Origin of the sequence: Candidatus Palauibacter sp., from assembly GCF_965222475.1 — a bacterium.
In the GTDB taxonomy this organism is placed as follows: Bacteria; Gemmatimonadota; Gemmatimonadetes; order Palauibacterales; family Palauibacteraceae; genus Palauibacter.
This window is the reverse complement of sequence record NZ_CBDCUB010000007.1, coordinates 523,172-544,313: the sequence shown is the minus strand read 5'-3', so window position 1 is coordinate 544,313 and position 21,142 is coordinate 523,172. Positions and strand designations below refer to the sequence as shown.

Here is a 21,142-nt window from a genome sequence, read left to right as displayed (position 1 = left end):
GGGGGACGACCCAACTTAATGCCTCGTCAGCCGCGGAGCAGGGCGGCGGCTTCGTCGATCTTGTCGGCGAGGCCTGTGAGGATGCCGGCCAGGCGCTCCACCTGTTCGGACGCCTCGTCCCACCCACGTTCCTCGATCGCTTCGCGGATCCCGGGGAGCGTCTTTACGCCGTAACCCGTATAGAAGCCCGGCGCGTAGATCTGGTGCCGGAACCAGTTGCGGCGCGGGAGTCCGTCCTCGCTCGTCATCAGGCGCTCGGTCTGGATGAGCGCGGCGTTCAGGCGCCGCTGCACGTCGGCGTGCTCGCTCATGTCGGCACCACCCCCGGAACCATCGCCGCCGCTGGCCGCCGCCCGGTGCGCGGCCCGCATGGCGTCGTAGGCGGCGTCATAGGCGGCGGCGCTCGCCTCCAGGCGCGTGATCGCGTTCTGCACAGGGGCGAAGTTGAGGAACGGCACCTCGTCCTGCGCCTCGGGCGGCACGTACGACTTCGTGGGGTCGGCCGCGAGCGTGTACGCGTCCGACGCCACGAGTGCGTTGCGGCGCTCCGTCTGTTCTCGCGTCTCGTCGAGGAGGGCCATCACCTCGTCCCGGTACGTCTTCACGTTGGCCACGAACGGAGAGAACCGCAGCGGGATGACGTCCGCGTTCGCCAGTCGCAGCGTTGCGCGGGCCGTCGTCTTGGCGAGCGCCGCGCCATACTGGAAGCCGGGGTCGCCGAACCGGGTGTAGTGGTCGAACGAGTCGTACTGCGAGTGGTACGACCCGCCGCCGCTCTCGCCCCCGAAGCTCAGGTTCAGCGACGCGATGCCCAGATGCTGCAGGAAGGGCGTGTAGTCCGAGCCGGAGCCGAGCGGGCTGATCGTGATGTCCGAGCCGTCATCCGCCCGGCGCCCGCCGCCCACGGCACGGGCCGCGTGCAGCCGCTGCCACACGGAGACGCCGGTCTGCGGGTCGTCGACCGAGCGGGCCACGTCGTTGATGAAGCTCTGCAGCGTGTGCGACCCGCCCATGCTCAGGAAGCCGCGGCCGCTCCCGTCGGTGTTGATGTAGGCGACGGCCTTCTGGCGCAGTTCGTCGGCGTGGTGTTCGACCCACTCCGTCGAGCCGAGCAGCCCGGGTTCCTCGGCGTCCCAGGAGCCGTAGACGATGGTGCGCCGCGGCCGCATCCCCGCCTGGGCCAACTCGCCGATGACGCGAGCCTCCTCCATCATCGTCACATGGCCGCTGATCGGGTCCGCCGCCCCCATGGCCCAGCCGTCCCGGTGGTTGCCGCGGATGACCCACTCGTCGGGGAACTCCGAGCCGGGGAGCGTGGCGATCACGTTGTACGCGGTCTCCAGCCCCCAGTCGAACTCGAGCCGTACGCGGACGGTCGCCGGACCGGGGCCCACGTGGTAGGTGAGCGGGAGCGCGCCCCGCCACGACGCGGGCGCCACCGGACCCTCGAGCGCCCGCAGCAGGGGCAGCGCATCGCCCCACGAGATCGGCAGGACCGGGATCTTCATCACCGTGGGCGACTCTTCGGGGGTCATGCGCTCGGCGTCCGCCGTCGCCCCCACGCCCGGCGTGAGGGGGTCCCCCGGATAGAGCGGCATGTCCTGCACCGCGCCACGCTGGACGCCGAACTCCGCCCGGTAGGCCCCCTTCGGATAGGCGTCCCCCTGGAAGAAGCCGTCATCCCGCGGGTCGGAGTACAGGATCGTCGCCAGGGCCCCGTGTTCATGCGCCACCTTGGGCTTGATGCCGCGCCACGACCCGCCGTAGCGGGCGATGACGATCTTCCCGCTGACGTCGATCCCCATGCGCTCGAGTTCCTCGTAGTCGCGGGGGATCCCCTGGTTCACGTACACGAGTTCGGCCGTCACGTCACCGTCAGCGGAATACGCGTTGTAGGTGGGGAGGCGACCCGCCACGCCGGACGATCCGTCTTCGGGGATCTCGGGCTCCTCAAGCGATGCGACGAAGGGCTCGGGCTCGAGCATCTCCACATGCCGCACGAGCGGCTTGGGGAAGAGGACCTCGTACTCGGCGATCTCGACCTCGTAGCCCCAGTCGCGGAACTGTTCCGCGACAAACATCGCGTTCTCGTAGTTGTACGGCGCACCCACGAAGAACGGCTCGCGCGTCATGCGTTCCATCCAGCTCTCGAGGTTGCTCGCCCGCACGCTTTCGTCGAGCCGGGCCTCGGCAGCCAACTGCGCGGCGGAGGACTCGGCCCCGAAGCCGAGGAGCGGCCGGTCCTGGGCCCGGGCGGGGGCGGCGGCCAGCGCCTGGAACGCGGCCAGCGCGACCAGCGTCGAGATCACGTTTCGCGGCTTCGTCGCCATGGGATTCATCTCCTGTTGCCTCACTTGTCTTCGTTCCGGTCTGAGGTTCTGCTCTCCCAAGTGTGGTCGGCAGGGCACCGCACCTCGCAGTCGAGGAGTTCGTCCCCCTGGAAGCGGGCGAAGGCCTCGAAGGGACGGTCTTCCAGCAGATGCGGCAGCCAGTAGCGGTCGTCCGCCCACATCCGATCGTACGGAATGTCGTCGATGGGCGCCCAGAGGGGGACAGCCTCGTCCGTCTCCGAGGGTTCGCCGTCCAGCGCATCCGCGCGGAAGACGTGGATGAGGATCGATACGCCGTCCACCACGTCGAACGCCACCTCGCCCAGCTTTCGCGGGTCGAGGGGACGCGCCCGAAGTTCCTCCTCGAACTCGCGCACGGCCGCGTCGAGGCAGCTCTCGCCCGGGTCGACCTTCCCCCCGGCGCCGTTCAGCTTGCCGGCGCCGATCCCGCGCTTCTTGTGAATGAGGAGGATCTCGCCGTCGCGCACCACGTAGAGGAGCGTCGCGTCGATCTCGGGCCGCCAGTCGTCCCGAATCATCCGCCGCTCCACAGGACGATCGCTCCGCAGCGGTTCGAGGGAGGTGCGAAGTCGTCGGACAAGGACACGGGCCGTGGGTAGACTTCCAGGGCCGCCAGTTCGGCCGGAGTCACGAGGCGATCCACGTCCTGTTCCTCCCGGTCAACACCGCGGCTATCCACCTGCAATGCCCCGTCGAGATAGATCGGAACGCGAGGACAACTGCCGGCCTGCGACGAGACGATTCTGCACCCGCGTCCCACGCAGATCTCCCGCAGCGGGGGAACCCTCTCCAGGAGATCCGTGACGCGTTCGGCGTCCAGGGCCTCGATCTCCTCACGGGTGAAGAAGTATCCGTGTCCCAGACGCGCGCCCTCGGCTCTGCGCGCATAGAACCCGATGGTCTCGAGACGCGGATCCCGCCGTGACGAGAGGATGCGCGATGTCGACGCCTCCGGATCGGGGCTGAGTTCAGCGCGGACATCGGTCGTGGCCCCGGAAACGATGAAGATCGAGTCCGCCGCGGAGCCGGTCTCCGGATGGAAGATGAGGAGCCGGTAGTCGCCGGGACGCATCTCCGGAATCTCGAAGAATCCGTGCTCGTCGGTCGTCGCAGCGTAATCGGTCCCTTCGAGTCTGATCTCGGCGCCGACGGCGGGCCGGCCACGCCCCTGACCGATGGTGCGACCGACGAGGTGGCCAGGGCGGGAGACCGGGATCGTCAGGTCCCGCACGACGATCGTCGTATCGGCCGGGACCACGGGACCGAGCCCGCCGCTCAGGCCGGCGAAGCTGGCCCATACGTCGACGCTCCCCCGCGGATCGAGGTCGCAAAATCGGTAACGGCCGGTGTCGTCGGCGGTCGTCGTTTTCTCCCGCCGGGCGCCGCCGGGATCGGTGATCCAGGCGGTGACCGTGGATCGCGGCAGGATCACCTCTGTGAGGTCATCGGTCACGGTGCCTTCGACGACGAGAGGAGCCGGTCTTCCCGTCACCTCCGGTTCGCAGAGGACGATCCGCAGACGCTCCAGTTCGTACTCGTTGAGCCACTGCCGCGTCCAGATGATGATTGTCGTGCAGAACGGATCGGCGCGTGCATCCCTCACGACTTCCGGGACCCTGTGGGCCCCGTGGTAAACCTCCACGGCTCCGATCCCGGACGCTGACAGGGTGGTGATGAGGCCGCTCCGATCGAGACGGCCGTCGATGATGACCTGGGGAGACCCGCCGCACGCCAGGCTTCCCCCGCCGCGGCCCCGGGCGAGGATGATCTCTCGGATGAGGTTCGGGGCGGCCGCCCATGTACCGACGCCCCATCGTGGGGGCGCCTGTGCCTGCGTCCACCACGCGTCCGACGACATCCGTGGGCTGCTGTGGCATGGCGCTCGCACCCTGGGGCAAAGCCGAGTAAGCGAGGACGAGCGCGAGGACGAGTGCGCTACCCAGGGATCCGCGCCACCTCGACCCTCGGGTACGGCGCGTTCCAGGAAAACACGACGAAGCCATCGGTCACCGCCAGCATGGAAGGGAAGGAATCTCCCCAGTACTCACCCTCTCCCGTTTCGGGATCCAGAACATACGTCTCCACGGTAGAGCGGCCCGTCTGGTTGAGGATGTCCTCCCTCAAGCTGTAGCTGTATTGCACGAAGACGGGGACACCGTTGCCGCCGGCGACCCGTCTAAGGAAGTGGAGGGCCCGCTCATCTCCGAAGATTCCCGTGCCGACTTCTCGCCCGCCACGTCCTTCTCTCGCCTCCGTCGGCTGGAGACCATCGATTCGAGCGTTCCACAACAACTCACCGTCCACGATGTCATATGCCTCTATGGCGTTGCGCAGCCGGTAGGCGATCACGACCCAGCCTGCGCGATTAACGCCGCACGCCACCTGTCCGCGCGACAGCATCTCGTAGACCAGGCTCGGCGAATAGCGGTAGGGGACGGCGAAGCTCAACTCCGATCGCGGGCCCGCAGGCATCCGATGGAGGACTTTTTGCCCGGCGCCGGAGCGCATCCCGTGAACGATCAGATCGTCCCCCACCCAACAGGCGTCCCGGGGTTCGCCCTCGAAGCGGCTGCGGTCGTGGTATTCGAAGCGGTCGCCCCGGCGCACGAAACGGTGGATGAGCTGGGCCTGGTCCGCCACCAGCAGGTCGCCGCCGGGTTCAAGCACGAGTGCCTCGCCGGGCGGCGCGGTCAGGCTGTCCGGGATGGGATGGATGACCACGCCCCGACTCCCGGGGGAGTCGCACGCCGCAAGGAGTAGGACCTGTGCAAGCGACCATCGGAGCATCCTCGACGACGTCATTCGTCCCTCGACCAGGTCCACTCGCGAATCACGACATGCGGTACGGGCTCCGCGACCCTGGAGAATGCAAGATCCCCCGAGAACAGTTCGATGCGCGGAATATCGTACGATTCGTCGAGAATCTCGCCGCTCTCCCCGTCTATCAGGAACGTTCTTGCGACCGTGGCGGGATCCGTGGCCTGACCCCATACGCCCTCCTGCACCTGAACCAGGAATCGTCCTCCTGGCGCTGGAACTAACGTAACAGGTCTGTCGTTTGTGCTTCGGCCTGGCGGAGGGTTCCAGCGGACGACACCGCGCTCGCGTGTGATGACCGCGGTTTCAACACCCGGCAATTCAATGTCCCACAACAGCGCCCCGTTCGCCGAATAACCGCGCGCACGAGGGACTGCGCGGGAGACCACGTAGACCCTGCCGTAGGCATCATCGCAAGCCAGGAGGCCGTCATCCGTCGCGGCTGCCATGAAGGCATCACCCTCCACAAACGGCGATCCGAACGACGACGCAAGGTTGGCCGCTTGATCAACGCGGTGGACAATGTGGCCAGAACCCTCCTGGTATCTCAGCAAGAACAGAGCATCGTCGAGCAGGCATACCTTGGTGGGACCGGCGACCGGCAGTCGCAACTCACCGGCGTACCCGAGATTGTCCGAATCCAGCTGGAACCGCGTGAGTCGGTTCTGGCCCCAATCGACGACATGGACCGAGCCCCAGGCGGAGACCATCGCTACCGGGCGCGTGAACTCGCCGGGACCCGCACCCTGGCCTCCGGCCCAATCGATGAATTCGCCCGCGATCGTGAACGCCGAGAGGCGATGCCCCAGCCGGTCCAGGACGAACAGGACTCCCCTACTCTCGTCGACCGAGAGCGCCGTCACGTCTCCGAACATCTGTGTCGGATCGCCCTCCAGGACGCCAAGACGACCTACTTCACTGAACTCCAGCGAATCCAGCGAAGTGTACGCGGGGTCTTGCAGCCCGCCGAGCGATGCTCCGGCGGGAATGATCCATGGGAGCGTCGCACCGAGGAAGGCATTGCGGAACCGGCGTTTGCTGGGCGTCATAGGCCCCCAGGGATCGCGCGCCGCGGATCGGTCGAACACCACTTCGCCATTTAAGACGGTCATTTCGCAAGACATGTCACGCAGTTCGATCGTCGGGACGGTGAGGGGATGTCGTCGACGGGCGCCCAGACGGGGACCGCTTCGTCCGTCTCCGAAGGCTCGCCCTCCAGCGCATCGGCGCGGAAGACGTGGATGAGCATCGATACGCCGTCCACCACGTCGAACGCCACCTCTCCCAGCTTTTGCGGGGCGAGCGGGCGCGCGCACAATTCCTCACGGAACTCTCGCGCGGCCGCAGCGAGGAGGCTCTCGCCGGGGTCCACCTTCCCCCCGGCGCCGTTCAGCTTGCCGGCTCCGATGCCCCGCTTCTTGTGAATGAGGAGGATCTCGCCGTCCCGCACGACGTACAGGAGCGTCGCGTCGAAGTCGCGACGCCAGCCGTCCCGGGTCACGCTCGCGGCTACCCGCTCCAAATGACGATCGCGCCGCACCGGTTGGATGGAGCGGCGAACTCCCCGGGCAGGGAGACGGCCCCGAGGTAGACTTCGATGGCGACGACCTCATGCGGAGCCGCCAGGTCGTCCACGCCCCCCTGCTCGAAGTCCCAGGCGCGGCCATCCATGACCAGGGTGCCGTTCAGGTAGACGGACACGTGGGAGCATCTCCCCGCCCTTGGCGAGACGAGGCGGCAGGTCTGTCGCGGGCAGACTTCGCGCAGGCCGTCCACCTCGGTGAGGAGGTCGGTGAGGCGGGTGGGCGCGAGGGCCTGAATCCGCTCCCGCGTGAAGAAGTGTCCGCGGCCCCGCGTCGCGCTCTCCCGCCTGCGTTCGTAGAAACCGACCTCCGTGAGACGCGGATGCCGCCGCTCGGCCACGATCCGCGGCCCCGCCGCGGGCGAGGCGGCGTCGGGCGCGGGAGGCGGCGTGGGGTCGAGTTCGACGCGGACATCCACCGTTGAACCGGAGGGGACCGGGATGGTTTCTCCGGCGACACCGGCGTCGGGGTGGGATACGGCGAGCCGGTAGTCCCCAGGGATCAGGTCCGGGATCGCGAAGAGGCCGTGCTCGTCGCTCGTCGTCAGATACCCGGCCTCCGCGGGCGGGCCACGGTCGCCGGGGGCCGGTGCGGCCGCGCCCGCCGCCAGCCTGATCTCGGCCCCCGGCACGGGTTCGCCTCGCCGGAGATCGAAGACGCGGCCGGCGACGTGGCCGTGACGAGAGATGGGGACCTCCAGATCCCGCGTCACGGGGGCCGTATCGGCCGTCACGGGGGCTGTCTCGGCCGCCACGGGCGCCAGTTCGCCGCTGAGGCCGGCGAACCTGGCCCAGATGCTCACGTCCGTCCGCGGATCGAGGTCGCAGAACCGGAAGCGACCGTTGTCGTCGGCGGTCGTCTCCTTCTCGCGCCGCCGGCCGGCCGGTTCCGTGATCCAGGCCGTCACGGTCGCCCGGGGCAGGAGAATGCCGGTCAGCGCATCCGTGACCGTCCCCTCGACCACGAGCGGAGCCCGTTCCGTTGTGGGGCCGGGCTCGCAGAGAACGATCCGCCGCTCTTCAAGCTCGGCCGCGGTCAGCCACTGTCGTGTCCAGACGATGACCGTGGGGCAGAGCGGATCCTCGCCCGCCGCGCGTATCAGAGGCACGAGGCCCGGCACCTTGTGCGGCTCGGCGTGGACCTCGACGCCTCCCATTCGGTGATGGGCGAGCGTGGTCATGAGGCCAACGCGGTCCCGGCGGCCATCGATGAGGATCTGTGGAGCGCACCACACGCCGCCGGACCGGTTCATGTTGAGAATGGTCTCGCTCATGTTTCGCCAGCCGACGATCAGGCCGTCGCCCCCGCGGCGGATGTCCTCGGGATCGTAGAATCTGCCGCTGCCGTGCGCCCGGCGCTCGTAGAAACCGACCTGCTCCAGGGACGACGGTCTCCACTCGACGTTGACCTCGAGCGGGGCGACTTCGATCGCGGCCGGTTCGATGCGGAACTCCAGCGAGAGTGTGCCGCCGGCCCGCGCCTCGACCTCGGTCGTCCGCGTACCGTAGCCGATGTGCCGGATCTCGAACGTGTGGGAGCCGGCGGGGACGACCAGATGGAACGCTCCGTCCGTGTTGGTGAGCGTCGAGATGTCCAGCGCGGGGATGGAGACGAGCGCCACCGAGATGGGTGCTCCGGTGCCGGCGTCGAGGAGGTGTCCCGCGATCTCTACCGGCTGCTGCGGCAAGGCGCTCCGAGGGAGAGCCAATCCCGCCAGCGCGAGCGCGGCGAGCGCGCCAACGGCCGGGCGACGTGAAACGGCCGGGCGTCGGGAATCGAGCGCCTCGCCCGTCTCGGCGCTGACGCGGTGTCTCGCCACGGGCCGCTAGGTGTAGATGCCAAGGACGTTGGTGACCCTTGGCTCGACGAGTCTTTGCATGGGTGTGAGCCGTCCGATGGCGGTTGTCGTCGCCTCAGGTTGTACGCACTCGAAGCCTCAGACGCGGAGAACTTGCGCCCGCACTAGCACTAGCGAAGCCAGACGCGGAGAACTTGCGCCCGCACGCGCGAGTGCGGATAGGACCGGCCGTAGGCCCACTCCGCGAGCGAGGTGCGGATGAAGCGCTGCACCTTGCCGTTGGTCCTGGGCGTGTACGGGCGGGTGAGGATGTGGCCGATCCCCAGTTCCCGGAGCACCCGCCGGAACCGTTTCGACCGGTAGCAGCCCCCGTTGTCGGTCATGAGCTGGCTGATCTTCACCCCCTGGCGCCCGAAGAAGCCGACCGCGCGCAGAACGCCACCGCGTCTGACAGGAACTCTCATTTTACTCGTCGATCCGGTGAACAACCACCGTGGCATCTACAGCTAGGGCATGAGCGTGCCGGAACGGTCGAACACCACTTCGCCATTGAAGACGGTCATTTCGCACGACATGTCACGCAGTTCGATCGTCGGGACGGTGAGGGGGTCGCGGTCCCATACCGCGAGATCGGCGTATTTGCCGGGCTCGATGGAGGACATCCTGGCGAAAGTGAACCGTTCCGAGCTTGTCGGTGAGGGGGTCTCGAGGAACATCTGGTGGGCGACCCAGGTCGTGAACGAACGCAGCGCCGTCTCGACGTCCACGGACTCGGCGGTGCCGTAGGGTTCGCTGCCGTACACGCCGAGGAGGGGCTGGCGGGCGACGGAGGCCCATACCCCGTAGCGCGCCGGGTAGGGGGTGACGAAGAAGTCGGAGCCGCTGGCCCAGATCATGCCGCGATCCCGATAGGAACGGAACGGGTTCAGCCGCAGGGTGCGCTCGGGCCCGAAGTTCCCGGCGTAGGTGTCGCCGATCCACCATGTGAAGGTGGGGGAGGGCTCCGGATAGCCGGCCTCCCACTCGCGCTGGAGTTCGGCCATCGCGTCGAGCGCGCGATCCGTGGGGATGTTGGAGTGGATGATCCCGTGGCGGAGGCCCCGCGTGGGGGTGGCCTCGATGGCCTCGACGAAGCTGTCGACGGTCCAGTCGATGGCGCGGTCCCCGATGGAGTGGATGGAGACGTGCAGCCCCGCGTCGTGGTAGGCCCGGAAGCGGCGGCGCAGTTCGTCCGGGTCCATGGTGGGATAGCCGCGATTGCCGGCATCGGTGCCGGTGTGGTCCCGGTTCCAGTCCTCGTACAGCCAGGCGGTGCGGGCGCCGCCGCTGCCGTCGATGTACAGCTTCACGCCGCCGGGGATGAGGCGGTCGTCCCCCGTCGACTCGTAAGGGCGGGTGAAGGTCGCGAGGCTGTCCGCGTAGGCGCGCACCTCCTCGAGCGTCCCGCCTCGCCCCCGCCAGAGCGCGAAGATGCGGACCGAGAGGTCGCCGTCGGCGAGCACGTCGCTGTAGGCCTCCCACGCGCCGCGCCCGATCCCGGGGTCCTTGCCGCCGGTCATGCACTCGGCGTTGAACGCGTCGGCGAGGGTCCGGATCCCCTCGCGCTGCTGCTCCGGGCCGAGGGAGGGGATGAGCCGCGTGACGAGCCCCATGGCGGATTCCTTGAGGACGCCGGTCGGCTGCCCGGCCGCGTCGCGGTCGATGGTGCCCCCGGGCGGATCGGGGGTGTCCGCCGTGATGCCCGCCATGTCGAGGGCAAGGGAGTTGGCCACGCCGTAGTGGCCCATCGTGTGGGCCAGCCACACGGGCTGCCCCGCGGCCACGGCGTCAAGGTCCGACGCGTAGATGTAGCGCAGTTCCTCGAGCTTGCCCTCGTCCCAGCCGCCGCCCCGTACCCACTCGCCCTCGGCCAGGCGCCCGGCCTGCTCCGCGACCATGCCCTGCACGTCCGCGATGTTCTCCACGTTCGGATAGCTGAGGTCGAGCCGGTACAGCCGGTTCGCGCCCCCGTTCGCGAAGTGGACGTGCGCGTCCATGAGGCCCGGCGTGACGGCGCGGCCCGCGAGGTCGACACGGCGGGTCTCCGGACCCGCGAGCGCCTCGATCTCCGCCGTCGAGCCGACCGCCACGACCCGCTCGCCGCGCACGGCCACGGCCTCGGCGACGCGGCTCTCGGCGTCCAGCGTGATCACGGGCCCGCCCACGAGGATCAGGTCGGCCGGGTCGGCCGGCGGCGGGCTGGAGCAGGCGGCCAGGACCGCACCCGCCAACACGGCAGGCAATGCGACAGATCGGTTCGGTCGGTTCATCATCTGGCTCTGCAGTAGGGGCGAAGCGAAGGCTGCATGGCGAATACGGCGCCGAGCAGCAGGAGCGGCATCGACCAGGCGGTCGCCGCGACGGGCCCGAACGCGTCCGCGAACCCGCCGACGACCGGAATGATCAGCGTCCCCACGGCCCAGGCGAGCCCCATCACGATGCCCGAACTCGACGCCGTCCCGGAGGGGAGGATCTCCTGCGCCATCACGACGATCGGCGGCAGCAGCGCCATGTTGAGGAAGCCCGCGCACACGGCCATCACGATCGCGGCCGGGCTCGCCGGCGCCAGCGTGAGGGCGAGGATGTGCGTCGGCATGGCGAGCACGCTGATCGCGGCCAGCAGGTGCTGCCGGTTGAACCGGTCCGTGAGGAAACCGGAGGCGAGCGTCCCCAACCCCTGGGCGCCCAGATAGATGCTCAGCACCACGGCGCCCGCCGTCTCGCTCTCGCCCGCGCGGTGGGCGATGATCGGGATGAAGGTGAGGACCGCCTTCTGCGCGAAGGAGCCGACGACCGAGATCCCGAACACGAGACCGAGCGGCCCCTTCAGCATCCGGATCAGCTCCATCGGCGGCGGCGGCGGGGTCCCCGGCCCCACCCGGGTCCGTCCCTTCACCCCGAACCAGAGCGCAATCCCGAGCAGGACGCCGGGGATCATCGCGATCCACAGGCCGGGAAGGCCGAACAGGCCGACGATCGCGACCGCGCTGATCGGCCCCAGCGCGAACCCGATCGCCCCCCCGAAGGAGAAGACTGACATGCGCACGCCGCTGCCCCGGCCTTCTCCCGCGCGCGCGACGAGCGAGGCGCCCGGCGGATGAAAGGCAGCCGACCCGAGGCCTCCCACCATGAGAAGCAGGAGAAGTACGGAATAGCTGGGCGCGAGCCCGAGGAGCGAGATGAACACGCCTCCCACGATCGGGCCTGCGGCGAGGAAGGCGCGTCGCCCGTACCGGTCGGCGAGGTAGCCGAAGGCCGGCTGCGGGAGCGCCGTCGAGATGGAGAGCACCGTCGACAGCGTCGCGGCGAGCGTGATCGAGAGGCCGAGGTTGTCCATGATCCGCGGCAGGAGCGGCGGCAGGAACGCGGTGTACGCGTCGATCGTCGTGTGCGAGACGACGATCATTGCCACGACCGCTGCGGGCCGCATCGAAGTGCGTCCCGAGAGGCCGGTGGGGGGATTGGCGAGCGCCGCGCTCGGTTCGTGCAGTGTCGAACTCCGATCCGGTTCGGATGGCAGCCGGTTGACAACCCATGTTAACTGAATCGAGGTGGTCATGGTTAAGGCGACTCCACGGGACCGGACGATCGCAGGCGCTTGGCGACATGTGGTTGCCTCGTCATCGCTGCAGGTCTACATTATCGATAACCCTAAGCGTTAATATCTTTTATGGAATGGTGGCGCCGAGGTGGCTTTCGATTGGACATCGTTTTCAGGACCAAACGGCTTGAAAAGCAGTGTAATTCGATTCACGCAGGGACCCGGGTTTGGGGGGCAGATGGAGCCAGAAGGATCAGGCGCCGCCTCGACGACCTACGAGCGGCAGAGAACCTCGAAGTGATGAGGAGATTGCCCGGTCGCTGTCATGAACTGAAGAGGGAGTTGGCCGGAGTGCTCTCCCTCGATTTGCGTCACCCGTATCGCCTCTTGCTCGAGCCGGCAGACGAGCCCGTACCGGTGAAGCCGGATGGAGGGCTCGATTGGACCGGCGTCACAACCGTAAGGATTCTTGGAGTCGAGGACACCCATGAGTGAGTCCGCGAGGAGCCGATACTCCCCCGATGAGGTGTCGCCGCCCGGCGACACTCTGAGGGAAATCCTGCGTGAGCGATGCTTGACACAGGCTGAGCTGGCGACCCGCACGGGACGACCGAAGAAGACGATCAGCGAGATTGTCAACGGAAAGGCCGCGATCACGGTCGACACGGCGCTGCAGTTCGAATTGGTGCTGGGAGTGCCGGCCGCGTTTTGGAATACTCGAGAACAACACTATCGCGAGTATCTCGCACGTCGGGCACAAGAGGACGCGTTGGCTCGGCGTGTGTCCTGGCTCTCGAAGTTCCCCGTCGCGGAGATGGTGAAGCGAGGCCTGCTTCGGCGAAGGGCGAGCAAGCCCGAGCGTGTGCGGGAGTTGCTGGCGTTCCTGGGCGTCTCCAGCCCTGAGCAGTGGTCGGATCTCTTTGCGCTTCAGAACGTTGCGTTCCGAAAATCGGCGGCTTTCGATGTCGATGAAGGCTCGCTGGCCGTCTGGCTGCGGCAAGGCTTGATCGAGGCTGAGAGAGTACCTGGCCAGCCATATGACCGGGCGACTTTCAGGGCGGCGCTTCGGGAAGCCAGAGCCCTGACCCGGAGAGAACCGGAATTCTTCCAGGACAAGCTCGTTGCCGCCTGTGCGCGGGCCGGCGTCATCGTTTCGTTCGTTTCCGAGTTCAAGGGTTGTCGTGCGAGTGGCGCCACGCGCTGGATTGCGCCGGACAGGGCGCTGGTTCAGCTGAGCCTTCGGTATCGTACCGACGACCATTTGTGGTTCACGTTTTTCCATGAGGCCGCCCATATCCTGCTTCATGGAAAGAAACTGATCTTCATCGAGGGGCATCGGCACGAGGGAGAGCAGGAAGCGGAGGCCAATCGGTGGGCGGCCAATGCGCTGGTTCCGAGACCTGAGTTCGAGCGACTCCGGAGGATGCGGCCCTACAGCAAGGCCGGGATTCGGGCGTTTGCCCGCGAGTGCGGCGTATCTCCGGGCATTATCGTGGGGCGGTTGCAGCACGAGGGTCTGTTGCCGCATTCGCATTGCAACGAGTTGAAGCGTCGCTTCAAGTGGGCCGACGAACCTGACACCGGGAGGAGTCGTCAGCGATGACTGCGAAACGACCGTGGCGGGGTTCGATCTTCTGCCTCTTCGGGATCGCGGCAGCAGGGGGGTGCGGGGACCTCGGGGACCTGCGCGACCTCGTCGAGGGCGAGGCGACCTACGTGATCGCCGGGGGGCGCTGGCTCGACGTGCATACCGGAACGCTCGTGGAGAACGAGGGCATCACCATCCATGACGGGCGGATCATCTCCATCGGCCCGCCGCCGGATACAGCCGACTTCACGATCACCGTCAACGTCGAGCGGGAAGACACGATCCTTCCGGGGTTCTTCGACCTCCACGCTCACTACGCGGTGGACCTGTTCGGCGAGGGCCGTGTGGATGAGACCGCCGCCTATCCCGAACTCTTCCTCGCCAACGGCGTGACGACGACGTTCCCGGCGGGCGAGATGGACCCGGTCCGCATGCGCGAACTGCGGCTCGCCATCGAGAGCGGCGATCGCAGAGGTCCCCGAATCCTCAACTCCGGTCCCTACTTCGGGTCCTGGCGGCGAGGATGGGACGACGATGCGATGACCGCCGACTCGATCCGCCGCGAAGTGGACCACTGGGCGTCACTCGGCGCGGCCGGCTTCAAGGCCAAGGGGATCCGGCCGGAGCACCTCTCCCCTCTCATCGAACAGGCGCACGAGCACGGACTCACGGTCACCGCCCACCTCGATTCCGGCTTCGGGAATTCGGTGAACCCCCGCGGCGCGATCCTCATGGGCATCGATCGCGTCGAGCACTTCCTGGGCGGCGACATGATGCCGGCGGATCGCACGGCGTACGCCTCGCTGCAGGAGTTCGACGACTTCGAGGGCGACGCACTCCGCGACATCATCGACCTCTACGTCAGCCACGGGGTGAACTTCGACGCCACGCTTTCCATCTACGGATACTGGGGTCCGCACGACCCGGAGATGACCGAGTACTGGACGGATGAACTCCGCTTCCTGACGCCCTACATGCGGGAGATCGTCGAGGCCCGTCCGCTCCGCCCCGTGAACGAGTCGTTCGCGAAGATGTCGCCGATCAAGTGGAGGACGCTGAAGGCCTTCTACGATGGCGGGGGACGGGATCTGATCACCCTCGGCACGGACCACCCGAGCTGGGGACAGTACTGGTCTCCGTTCGCTGTGCACCGTGAATTGCTGGCGCTCGCGCGCGCCGGCGTCCCGCCAGCGGACGTGTTCCGCATCGCGACCCTCAATTCGGCGCGCGCGATGGGCCTGGAAGCCGAGTTGGGCAGCATCGAGGAAGGGAAGATCGCGGATCTGGTCATTCTGCGCGGGAACCCGTTGGAGGATGTGCGGGCCGCCCGGGATGTCCGGTTCGTCTTCGCGCGGGGACGTCTTCATTCGCCGGACGAACTGCTCGCGAGGACGGAAGGAAGGATCGGGCCGACGGACGCTTCGGAGGAATCCGCCTGGCGTCCCGGCCGGCGGCGCTAGTGTCACGTCACACATCAAACGTCGGATAGAGACGCTTGAGCTTGACACGTGCGTCGTCCGTGGTGAATTGCCAGTTGACCTTGGCTTGGATTCGGTCTCTGGCCGCCTGCCAGGCGGCGACTTCGGCGCGTAGGGTGTCGATGGAGTCGATGCGGCGATTGAGGCATTGGCGGATCATGACGTTGAGTTCGACCTCGGCGACATTCAGCCAACTGCCGTGCTTGGGAGTATGGACGAACTCGAAGCGATCCCAAAGCGCCTTGGCCTCGGCGGGTTCGAAGGTTTCGTAGAGCGCGCCGGGGCGGTGCGTGTTGAGGTTGTCCATCACCAGCGTGATTCGGGTGGCGTCGGGGTACTGCGCGGCGATGTCGCGCAGGAAGCGGGCCCAGTCGGTTTTGGTCCTGCGCTCGGTCACCTTGGTCTGGCGTCGGCCGGCCAGTGGTTCGGTGGCCATGAACACGTTGCAGGTGCCGAGGCGCCGGTACTCGTAGTCTTCGCGGGCCGCCCGCCCCGGTGCCGGCGGGACGGGCGTGCGCGTCTCGCCGATCAGCTGGCGCGGCGTCTCGTCCATGCACACCACCGGGAAGTTCGCATCGTACGGACGCCGGTAGACGTCGAGCACCCGCTCCATGCCCGCTGCGAAGTCGGCATTGCGCCGCGGCGGGATCACCCAGCCGACGCGCCGCCACGGTTTGAGGGCGTTTTTTTTAGCACCCGCCGCACCGTCTCGTGCGAGACGCTGTCGATATAGCCAAGTTCCACCGCGCGGTCCGCCAACAGGCGCAGCGACCACTGCGCGCGCCCCTCGGGCGGATCGCCGCAACTGAGCGCGACCAGCCGCGCCTCGAATTCGCCGTCCGCCTTGCGAAGGTATTTCGCGCGACGACCCTGCCGGCCCCCAAGCGCCGCATCCAGACCGTCCTCCACAAACCGCTTCTTGACCCGGTCCACCCTGCGCGCGCTGATCCGCAACACCCCGGCGATCGCCCCGCCGGTCGTGCGCCGCTCGTTGAACTCGCCCTCGTCGCAATTGAGCAGAACCAGCGCGTTGATCACCTTCCGCGAACGATGCGAACCCTTGCGTGTCATCGCCGCCAACGCCTCGCGCTCCCCCGCTTCCAACTCCACCGAATACCGTTTCATGCCAGCCTCCCCGCCATCGTGAACCGGCAAGAAGTCTATCACGATCCTTACGACATATCACGTGTGACATGACACTAGTTCAGAAATCCGTAGCGAAACGCCCGGCGGGGTCCTCGAACGCCTTCCCAATCCGCGCGGGGGACGGATCGCCGGTCATCGCGGAGAACGGTCGGTGCGGCGGAACAACGCAAGCACCTTTCCGCTGTACGCGAGCGGATGCGCGGTGGGCGAGACGGAGATCCCCATGTGCGCATCGGTCCTGAGGCGAGGGAAGAGGCGCGGCCTGAGTATCCACCACTCGCCGATCAGCCAACGATCACCGGCTACACGCTCGAAGCGAAGGTGCCCCCCGAAAAGAGACTCCTGGACGTGGGTGCGGCTAATGCGGGCGCGGCGTCCAGGAAAACGACGACCCTCTATGTCATGCCGTAGCAGCGGAGCCAAATGTCGATCGAGGAACGGCCGCAGCGACGTGTAGTTGAACTCCAGTTCCCGCGGTTCGTTGGCCACGGTGTCGATCCACAGCACGCCCCTGACGTCGACGGCCTCCCGGCCGGGCCTCGGCTCGAACGCCAGTCCGGCCGTGACCTCAGCCCCGGTTCGCGCGGAGAGTTGAGGCCGGCTTGCCCCCGCACGCCCGAACGCCAGTCCGGCGGTGATCTCAGCCCTGGTCCCGGCCTCGGCTGTGCTCAGGCAGTGCGTCGCGAGGAACCCCGGCGACGCCAGCGCGGCACCGTCCGGGGCGTAGAACGTCGTCATGGAATCACGAACGACGTCCGCGTATCCGTACGCCTCCATGTGTCCCGGCGGCGCGTTGCTCAGCGGCTCCGAGACCATGACGGTCACGGTGTCCCGTCCCCAGCGGAACCCGTATTTCCAAATCCTGACCGGCCGTTCCAGCCGCACCAGCAGAGAGTCGCGAGTCTCCGCGGTCGACATTGAGTCCAGGATCGGGAGGACCGACTCGTAGAGTTCGAACGCCCGCCGCCGCTCCTCGGGCGTCGTCGGGCAGTTGTTCTGCTCCGTGACCATCAGCTCCGGGAGCGGCACCGGTCGCACCGGGATCTCCAAGCGCAGGGTGAGCGGCTCCACGTCGGATGCCACGCTGATCGTGTCGGAGGCCCACGACTCGTAGCCGATCCGCGACACCCGAACGCGGTACGTGCCCGGAGGCGGCAGCGGCAGGCTGAACGCGCCGCGCCCGTTCGACAGCGTCTCCCACACGACGACGCCGTCGAGACCGTCGAGCGACACGACCGCCCCGTCCACCGGCGCGCCATCGCGCTCCGACACGAGGATGCCCGTCAGCCGCGCGCCCGGCTCCTGCGCGGCGACCGCGGGCGCAAGCAGGGCGAACGCGAGGCTCGCGGCGAGAATCGCGCGGACGCGGGCGTAACGAGTCATGCGGTCAGCCGCCCGCGCCCTGGATCCGAAGCACCTGGACCGCCGGCACGCCGAACGCGTCGCGCACCTCCGCCCATACCCGGTCTCCGCTCACGGCGAGCAGCCGGGCGCCCTCGGGGACCGCCACCCGCGACACCACCCCCGCGCCGCCCTCGCCGGAGACGACGATCCACTCGTTCGACCGTCCGGACGCGTCGTAGCGTCGAAACCACATGCCGCCATCGGGGTCTATGATCACGCCCTCGTCGACGATGCCCCGCCCTCGGTTCTCGACCGGCGGGTGGTGGCCGGGCGCGTCGAGCGCCTCCAGCACCGCTTCGACCCCCGCCGCGCGGTTGGGGAACACGCCGAGTTCGACCACCCGCTCCACGGGTCCGAGATCTTCCGCCCACGCCCGGATCTCGCCGGCGTCCAGGGGGCGCGGCTCATACGACACCTGAACGGTGTCCACGATACCTCGCAACACGTCGTGCCGCTCCGCGACGAAGAACGCGGGCGAGCCCTCCGGCGTCGGACGTCGGATGACCGCGACGCGTCTCCCGCGGGGGCCCACGGCAATCATATCGCTGTGAGAATACGGGTTGCGCAACCGCAGGCTGCCGTCGCCCGTCGGTACTTGGGCCGCGACGGATCGGTCCCGGAGGTCCAGAAGCGCAAGGGGAGCGCCTTCCGGAGCGGTCCCGCGCTCGACGCGAAATGCAAGCACCTCCGCCAGCACGTCCCTCTCCGCCCACCTGAAGGCCATGATGCTGTGGTTCGCCAGCGCCGCGAACGGTCGCACGATCTCTCCGCCCGCCGTCGCGGCATCCCACGTGGGCGGGCCGAAATCCGCCAGACTCTCCCCGGTCGAAGCATCGTAAAGGTTGACGCGGCGCCGCGCATCCGCGACCCACAGCGTGTCGCGCCCCAGCAGCCCGACGCGGTCCGTCCGGCGGAGGGCCAGCAGTTGCCCCCGGTCCGGCGTGGTGTCGAGGATCCCGAACGGGACGTCGATGACCCGTCGACGCCTGAACGCACCCGACGAGTCGTAGATGACGAGGTGACGTCGGTCCGACGCGAGATCGGCCAGCACTTGCACGAAGCCGGAGTCGAGCGCGAACACTCCGGTGCCGACCCAGGGGTCGCTGGAGTAGTAGGCCTCGTTCCCCGGAGGGATGCGACCGGATGCCGCCGGGCCGCCGTCCCCTGTGGCTGCCGACCACCCAAACGGGAAACTGCGGGACGACACGATGACCCCGCGCGGCGTACCCGACACGGCCACCGCCGCGCTGTCGGACCAAGGGCTCCGCAACTCGGTCACCGGATGGGAGTAGGGATCGCCCCCGGCTCGCAGCAGGGAGACTCGGGTCGTTGGGGCTTCGGCATCGCCGCCAGGGGCCGTGCCGACGACGAACACCCAGCCCCTTGAAGCTCGGAATCGTTATGAAGCTAGGAGCTCCTCGGCAGCTGGATAGTGCCAAAATCGATGAATTTTGTTGCGAAAACGATGAGTTTTGTCAAGAAAACGATGAGAACGAGAAAAACCATCCTACGGCGGAGGCTCGCTGATCCGTCGGCGGCTGGCACCCGGTCGCGGGAACCTCGTCCAGGAGCGGCGGCGGCACATGCTCCGAAATGAACGCCGCGAGCGGCAGGTCCGGGGCCGGTCGCTCCAACTCCCTGAGGTGTGCCTCGGCCACCGGCGGGATTGCGGGTCAACGTGCACCGGAGAGTCCGAGCCGGACCGCTAAGTTCTCCCAGCGGGATCCTGGATCGGCGAAGCTGCCGCGCCCTCAGAATCACGAGGCCCGAAGACAGCCGGCCTAGTGGTCGTCACGCAGCCGGGCCGTGCGCCGAACTCGTGGGACGGGGTCCCCGGAGAACAGCGAACGGCCTGGACCCAGCGCTGAAGCCGGGTTCCGATGTCGTTGAACCGGACAAGCTCGGTCATTTGCACTCGTGCCGGAAGAACGTCAATCCGACCCGCGTCACCGCGACCTCCGGTCTTGGTGGCCACCATCCCGCAGTTGGTCGGGCGACCGGGAGGAGGGGCGGCTCGTGCACCCCAAAGGCGTTCAACACATGGGGCAAGGCGGTGGTGGTCGAGCGGGACGTGCCCGCGACGTGGGCACGCCGAGACGTCTGTCCTGCGGAACCTGGTCTTGCGCCGCGCGCTACGCCGACGCTCAGATGCAGAGCAGGCCCGCCTCCGAGGGAGGCAATCCACTCACCGTCCGAGGTTAATCATGAGATCCGGCACCCTGAGCCAGCGAAACCCGATTCCCCGACGACAAGTGCTGATCCAGGGAGGCGCCGCGGCGGCCGGTCTCGCGGTCCTGCCGACGGACATCTTCCGCGGCTGGCTCGCCGGATTCGAGCAGGAGGTCGTGATCCCGTGGGTCCAGCGCCCGCACCCGGGGCTGACCGAGCGGATGAACATCCTGAACTGGGAAGAGCTGGATTCCTGGATCACGCCCGTCAGTCAGATGTTCCGCGTGGGGCACTACGGATCGCCGGTTATCGCCGAGAGCGACTGGAGTCTTGAGATCGGGGGGCTCGTCGACCGGCCCCGCACGTTCAGCCTGGCCCAACTTCGGGAGCGACCCCGTCAGGAGGTCGTGTTCACGCTGGAGTGCTCCGGGAACCGTGGCCGTCCCTCCTTCATCGGCGGCGTGCACAACGCGCGCTGGGCGGGGGCCCGGCTCGCGGATGTCCTTTCCGACGCGGGCGTGCAGGACGAGGGCATCGAGGTCGTCTTCTTCGGGGCCGACGAGGGCGAGGAGGAGATCCGGGGCAACACCGTGACGCAGAACTTCGCGCGCAGCCTGTCGCTCGAAGACGCGATGGACCCCGGCATCATCCTCGCGTGGGAGGTCAACGGCGAGCCGCTGCCGAACGCGCACGGGTCCCCGCTGCGCGTCATCGCGCCCGGCTGGTACGGCATCGCGAACGTGAAGTGGCTGACGCGCATCGGACTCCGCGACCGGCGCTTCATGGGCAAGTTCATGGCCCGCGACTACGTCACGCTGCGGGCGGAGGAGCGCGACGGGGCCACGGTGTGGACGGAGACCTCGGTGGGTCGCGTCAACATCAACTCGGTCCCCGCCAAGGTGACGCGAAACGGCGACAGCTACGCCATCCACGGGGCCGCGTGGGGCGCCGACATCGCGCGCGTGGAGGTCCGCGTCGACGATGGCGCGTGGCGGGCGGCGACGCTGGGCGAGGGCCAGGGCGACCCGCACACATGGACGTTCTGGCGCGCGGATTGGGACGCGACGCCGGGGGAGCACACGATCGTCTCGAGGGCGATCGACGCGAACGGGAACGTCCAGCCGGCGGCGGACGACCCGATGCTCGTGAACAAGAGGACGTACTGGGAGAGCAACGGGCAGCTGACCCGGACCGTCCTCATCGACTGAGCCGGTCGGCCCGCAGGACT

At 68.0% G+C, this 21,142-nt stretch carries 16 protein-coding genes and 1 pseudogene; 4 read left to right on the top strand and 13 right to left on the bottom strand.

The features are described 5' to 3' along the window. Positions 1 to 26: 26 nt before the first annotated feature. From ACOQPP_RS14355 to ACOQPP_RS14310, 10 genes and pseudogenes are all read right to left on the bottom strand, one after another. A complete protein-coding gene (locus tag ACOQPP_RS14355) occupies positions 27 to 2,330 on the bottom strand; it encodes a transferrin receptor-like dimerization domain-containing protein (protein WP_420636778.1) in 2,304 nt (767 codons plus the stop codon). A 20-nt stretch (positions 2,331 to 2,350) separates the two neighbouring features. Then, on the bottom strand, positions 2,351 to 2,869 hold the full coding sequence (locus tag ACOQPP_RS14350) for an 8-oxo-dGTP diphosphatase (protein ID WP_419165833.1): 519 nt from the start codon (positions 2,867 to 2,869) through the stop codon (positions 2,351 to 2,353). Continuing rightward, positions 2,866 to 4,209 carry a carboxypeptidase regulatory-like domain-containing protein gene (locus ACOQPP_RS14345; protein ID WP_419165834.1) on the bottom strand — a complete coding sequence of 448 codons (1,344 nt, stop codon included), beginning with the start codon at positions 4,207 to 4,209 and terminating at the stop codon, positions 2,866 to 2,868. The genes ACOQPP_RS14350 and ACOQPP_RS14345 overlap by 4 nt, the downstream gene beginning before the upstream one ends. Before the next feature lie 77 nt (positions 4,210 to 4,286). After that, positions 4,287 to 5,072 carry a hypothetical protein gene (locus tag ACOQPP_RS14340; RefSeq protein WP_420636777.1) on the bottom strand — a complete coding sequence of 262 codons (786 nt, stop codon included), beginning with the start codon at positions 5,070 to 5,072 and terminating at the stop codon, positions 4,287 to 4,289. A gap of 77 nt (positions 5,073 to 5,149) precedes the next feature. Then, positions 5,150 to 6,217, bottom strand: coding sequence for a 6-bladed beta-propeller (locus tag ACOQPP_RS14335; protein WP_420636776.1), 1,068 nt, complete (start codon positions 6,215 to 6,217; stop codon positions 5,150 to 5,152). Between the two features lie 59 nt (positions 6,218 to 6,276). Next, a complete protein-coding gene (locus tag ACOQPP_RS14330) occupies positions 6,277 to 6,669 on the bottom strand; it encodes an 8-oxo-dGTP diphosphatase (protein WP_419165838.1) in 393 nt (130 codons plus the stop codon). 8 nt (positions 6,670 to 6,677) lie between these two features. Beyond that, the gene (locus ACOQPP_RS14325) at positions 6,678 to 8,570 is read right to left on the bottom strand and encodes a carboxypeptidase regulatory-like domain-containing protein (protein ID WP_419165839.1); all 1,893 of its coding nucleotides are present in this window, start codon (positions 8,568 to 8,570) and stop codon (positions 6,678 to 6,680) included. Positions 8,571 to 8,725: 155 nt separating this feature from the next. After that, positions 8,726 to 8,935: pseudogene (locus ACOQPP_RS14320) on the bottom strand (IS481 family transposase); the annotation flags it as partial. Between the two features lie 120 nt (positions 8,936 to 9,055). Continuing rightward, positions 9,056 to 10,822 (bottom strand): amidohydrolase, encoded by a 1,767-nt coding sequence (locus ACOQPP_RS14315; protein WP_420636857.1) that lies wholly within the window; start codon positions 10,820 to 10,822, stop codon positions 9,056 to 9,058. A 35-nt stretch (positions 10,823 to 10,857) separates the two neighbouring features. Then, positions 10,858 to 12,147, bottom strand: a complete 1,290-nt coding sequence (locus ACOQPP_RS14310; RefSeq protein WP_420636775.1) for an MFS transporter — start codon at positions 12,145 to 12,147, stop codon at positions 10,858 to 10,860. Between the two features lie 141 nt (positions 12,148 to 12,288). On the opposite strand from ACOQPP_RS14310, the gene ACOQPP_RS14305 reads away from it, so the two are divergent. The 3 genes from ACOQPP_RS14305 to ACOQPP_RS14295 are packed head-to-tail and all read left to right on the top strand — an operon-like array spanning position 12,289 to position 15,177. Then, positions 12,289 to 12,624 (top strand): killer suppression protein, encoded by a 336-nt coding sequence (locus ACOQPP_RS14305; protein WP_419165841.1) that lies wholly within the window; start codon positions 12,289 to 12,291, stop codon positions 12,622 to 12,624. Then, the gene (locus ACOQPP_RS14300; protein ID WP_419165842.1) at positions 12,617 to 13,732 is read left to right on the top strand and encodes a helix-turn-helix domain-containing protein; all 1,116 of its coding nucleotides are present in this window, start codon (positions 12,617 to 12,619) and stop codon (positions 13,730 to 13,732) included. Before ACOQPP_RS14305 ends, ACOQPP_RS14300 begins: the two co-directional genes overlap by 8 nt. Beyond that, entirely contained in the window at positions 13,729 to 15,177 is a 1,449-nt protein-coding gene (locus tag ACOQPP_RS14295) for an amidohydrolase family protein (protein WP_420636774.1), read from the top strand. Before ACOQPP_RS14300 ends, ACOQPP_RS14295 begins: the two co-directional genes overlap by 4 nt. Before the next feature lie 7 nt (positions 15,178 to 15,184). On the opposite strand, the gene ACOQPP_RS14290 is transcribed toward ACOQPP_RS14295, so the two are convergent. The 3 genes from ACOQPP_RS14290 to ACOQPP_RS14280 all read right to left on the bottom strand — a co-directional run bounded on the left by ACOQPP_RS14290 (position 15,185) and on the right by ACOQPP_RS14280 (position 19,015). Beyond that, positions 15,185 to 16,320 (bottom strand): IS630 family transposase gene (locus tag ACOQPP_RS14290; RefSeq protein ID WP_419165592.1). Its coding sequence is split into 2 segments (ribosomal slippage): positions 15,185 to 15,888 and positions 15,888 to 16,320, totalling 1,137 coding nucleotides; the frame shifts between segments, so codons are not numbered across the junction. Positions 16,321 to 16,473: 153 nt separating this feature from the next. Beyond that, entirely contained in the window at positions 16,474 to 17,724 is a 1,251-nt protein-coding gene (locus ACOQPP_RS14285) for a carboxypeptidase-like regulatory domain-containing protein (protein WP_419165844.1), read from the bottom strand. A 4-nt stretch (positions 17,725 to 17,728) separates the two neighbouring features. Then, the gene (locus ACOQPP_RS14280) at positions 17,729 to 19,015 is read right to left on the bottom strand and encodes a hypothetical protein (protein ID WP_420636773.1); all 1,287 of its coding nucleotides are present in this window, start codon (positions 19,013 to 19,015) and stop codon (positions 17,729 to 17,731) included. Between the two features lie 934 nt (positions 19,016 to 19,949). Between ACOQPP_RS14280 and ACOQPP_RS14275 the strand changes: the two genes are divergently transcribed. Beyond that, the gene (locus ACOQPP_RS14275) at positions 19,950 to 21,122 is read left to right on the top strand and encodes a sulfite oxidase (protein WP_419165846.1); all 1,173 of its coding nucleotides are present in this window, start codon (positions 19,950 to 19,952) and stop codon (positions 21,120 to 21,122) included. Positions 21,123 to 21,142: the final 20 nt, after the last annotated feature.

Excerpts from the sequence above, each read along its gene's own strand:
- ACOQPP_RS14275 (WP_419165846.1), top strand. The coding sequence starts at position 19,950 with ATGAGATCCGGCACCCTGAGCCAGCGAAACCCGATTCCCCGACGACAA.
- ACOQPP_RS14355 (WP_420636778.1), bottom strand. The coding sequence starts at position 2,330 with ATGGCGACGAAGCCGCGAAACGTGATCTCGACGCTGGTCGCGCTGGCC.
- ACOQPP_RS14350 (WP_419165833.1), bottom strand. The coding sequence starts at position 2,869 with ATGATTCGGGACGACTGGCGGCCCGAGATCGACGCGACGCTCCTCTAC.
- ACOQPP_RS14300 (WP_419165842.1), top strand. The coding sequence starts at position 12,617 with ATGAGTGAGTCCGCGAGGAGCCGATACTCCCCCGATGAGGTGTCGCCG.
- ACOQPP_RS14345 (WP_419165834.1), bottom strand. The coding sequence starts at position 4,209 with ATGTCGTCGGACGCGTGGTGGACGCAGGCACAGGCGCCCCCACGATGG.
- ACOQPP_RS14295 (WP_420636774.1), top strand. The coding sequence starts at position 13,729 with ATGACTGCGAAACGACCGTGGCGGGGTTCGATCTTCTGCCTCTTCGGG.
- ACOQPP_RS14335 (WP_420636776.1), bottom strand. The coding sequence starts at position 6,217 with ATGACGCCCAGCAAACGCCGGTTCCGCAATGCCTTCCTCGGTGCGACG.
- ACOQPP_RS14310 (WP_420636775.1), bottom strand. The coding sequence starts at position 12,147 with ATGACCACCTCGATTCAGTTAACATGGGTTGTCAACCGGCTGCCATCC.
- ACOQPP_RS14285 (WP_419165844.1), bottom strand. The coding sequence starts at position 17,724 with ATGACTCGTTACGCCCGCGTCCGCGCGATTCTCGCCGCGAGCCTCGCG.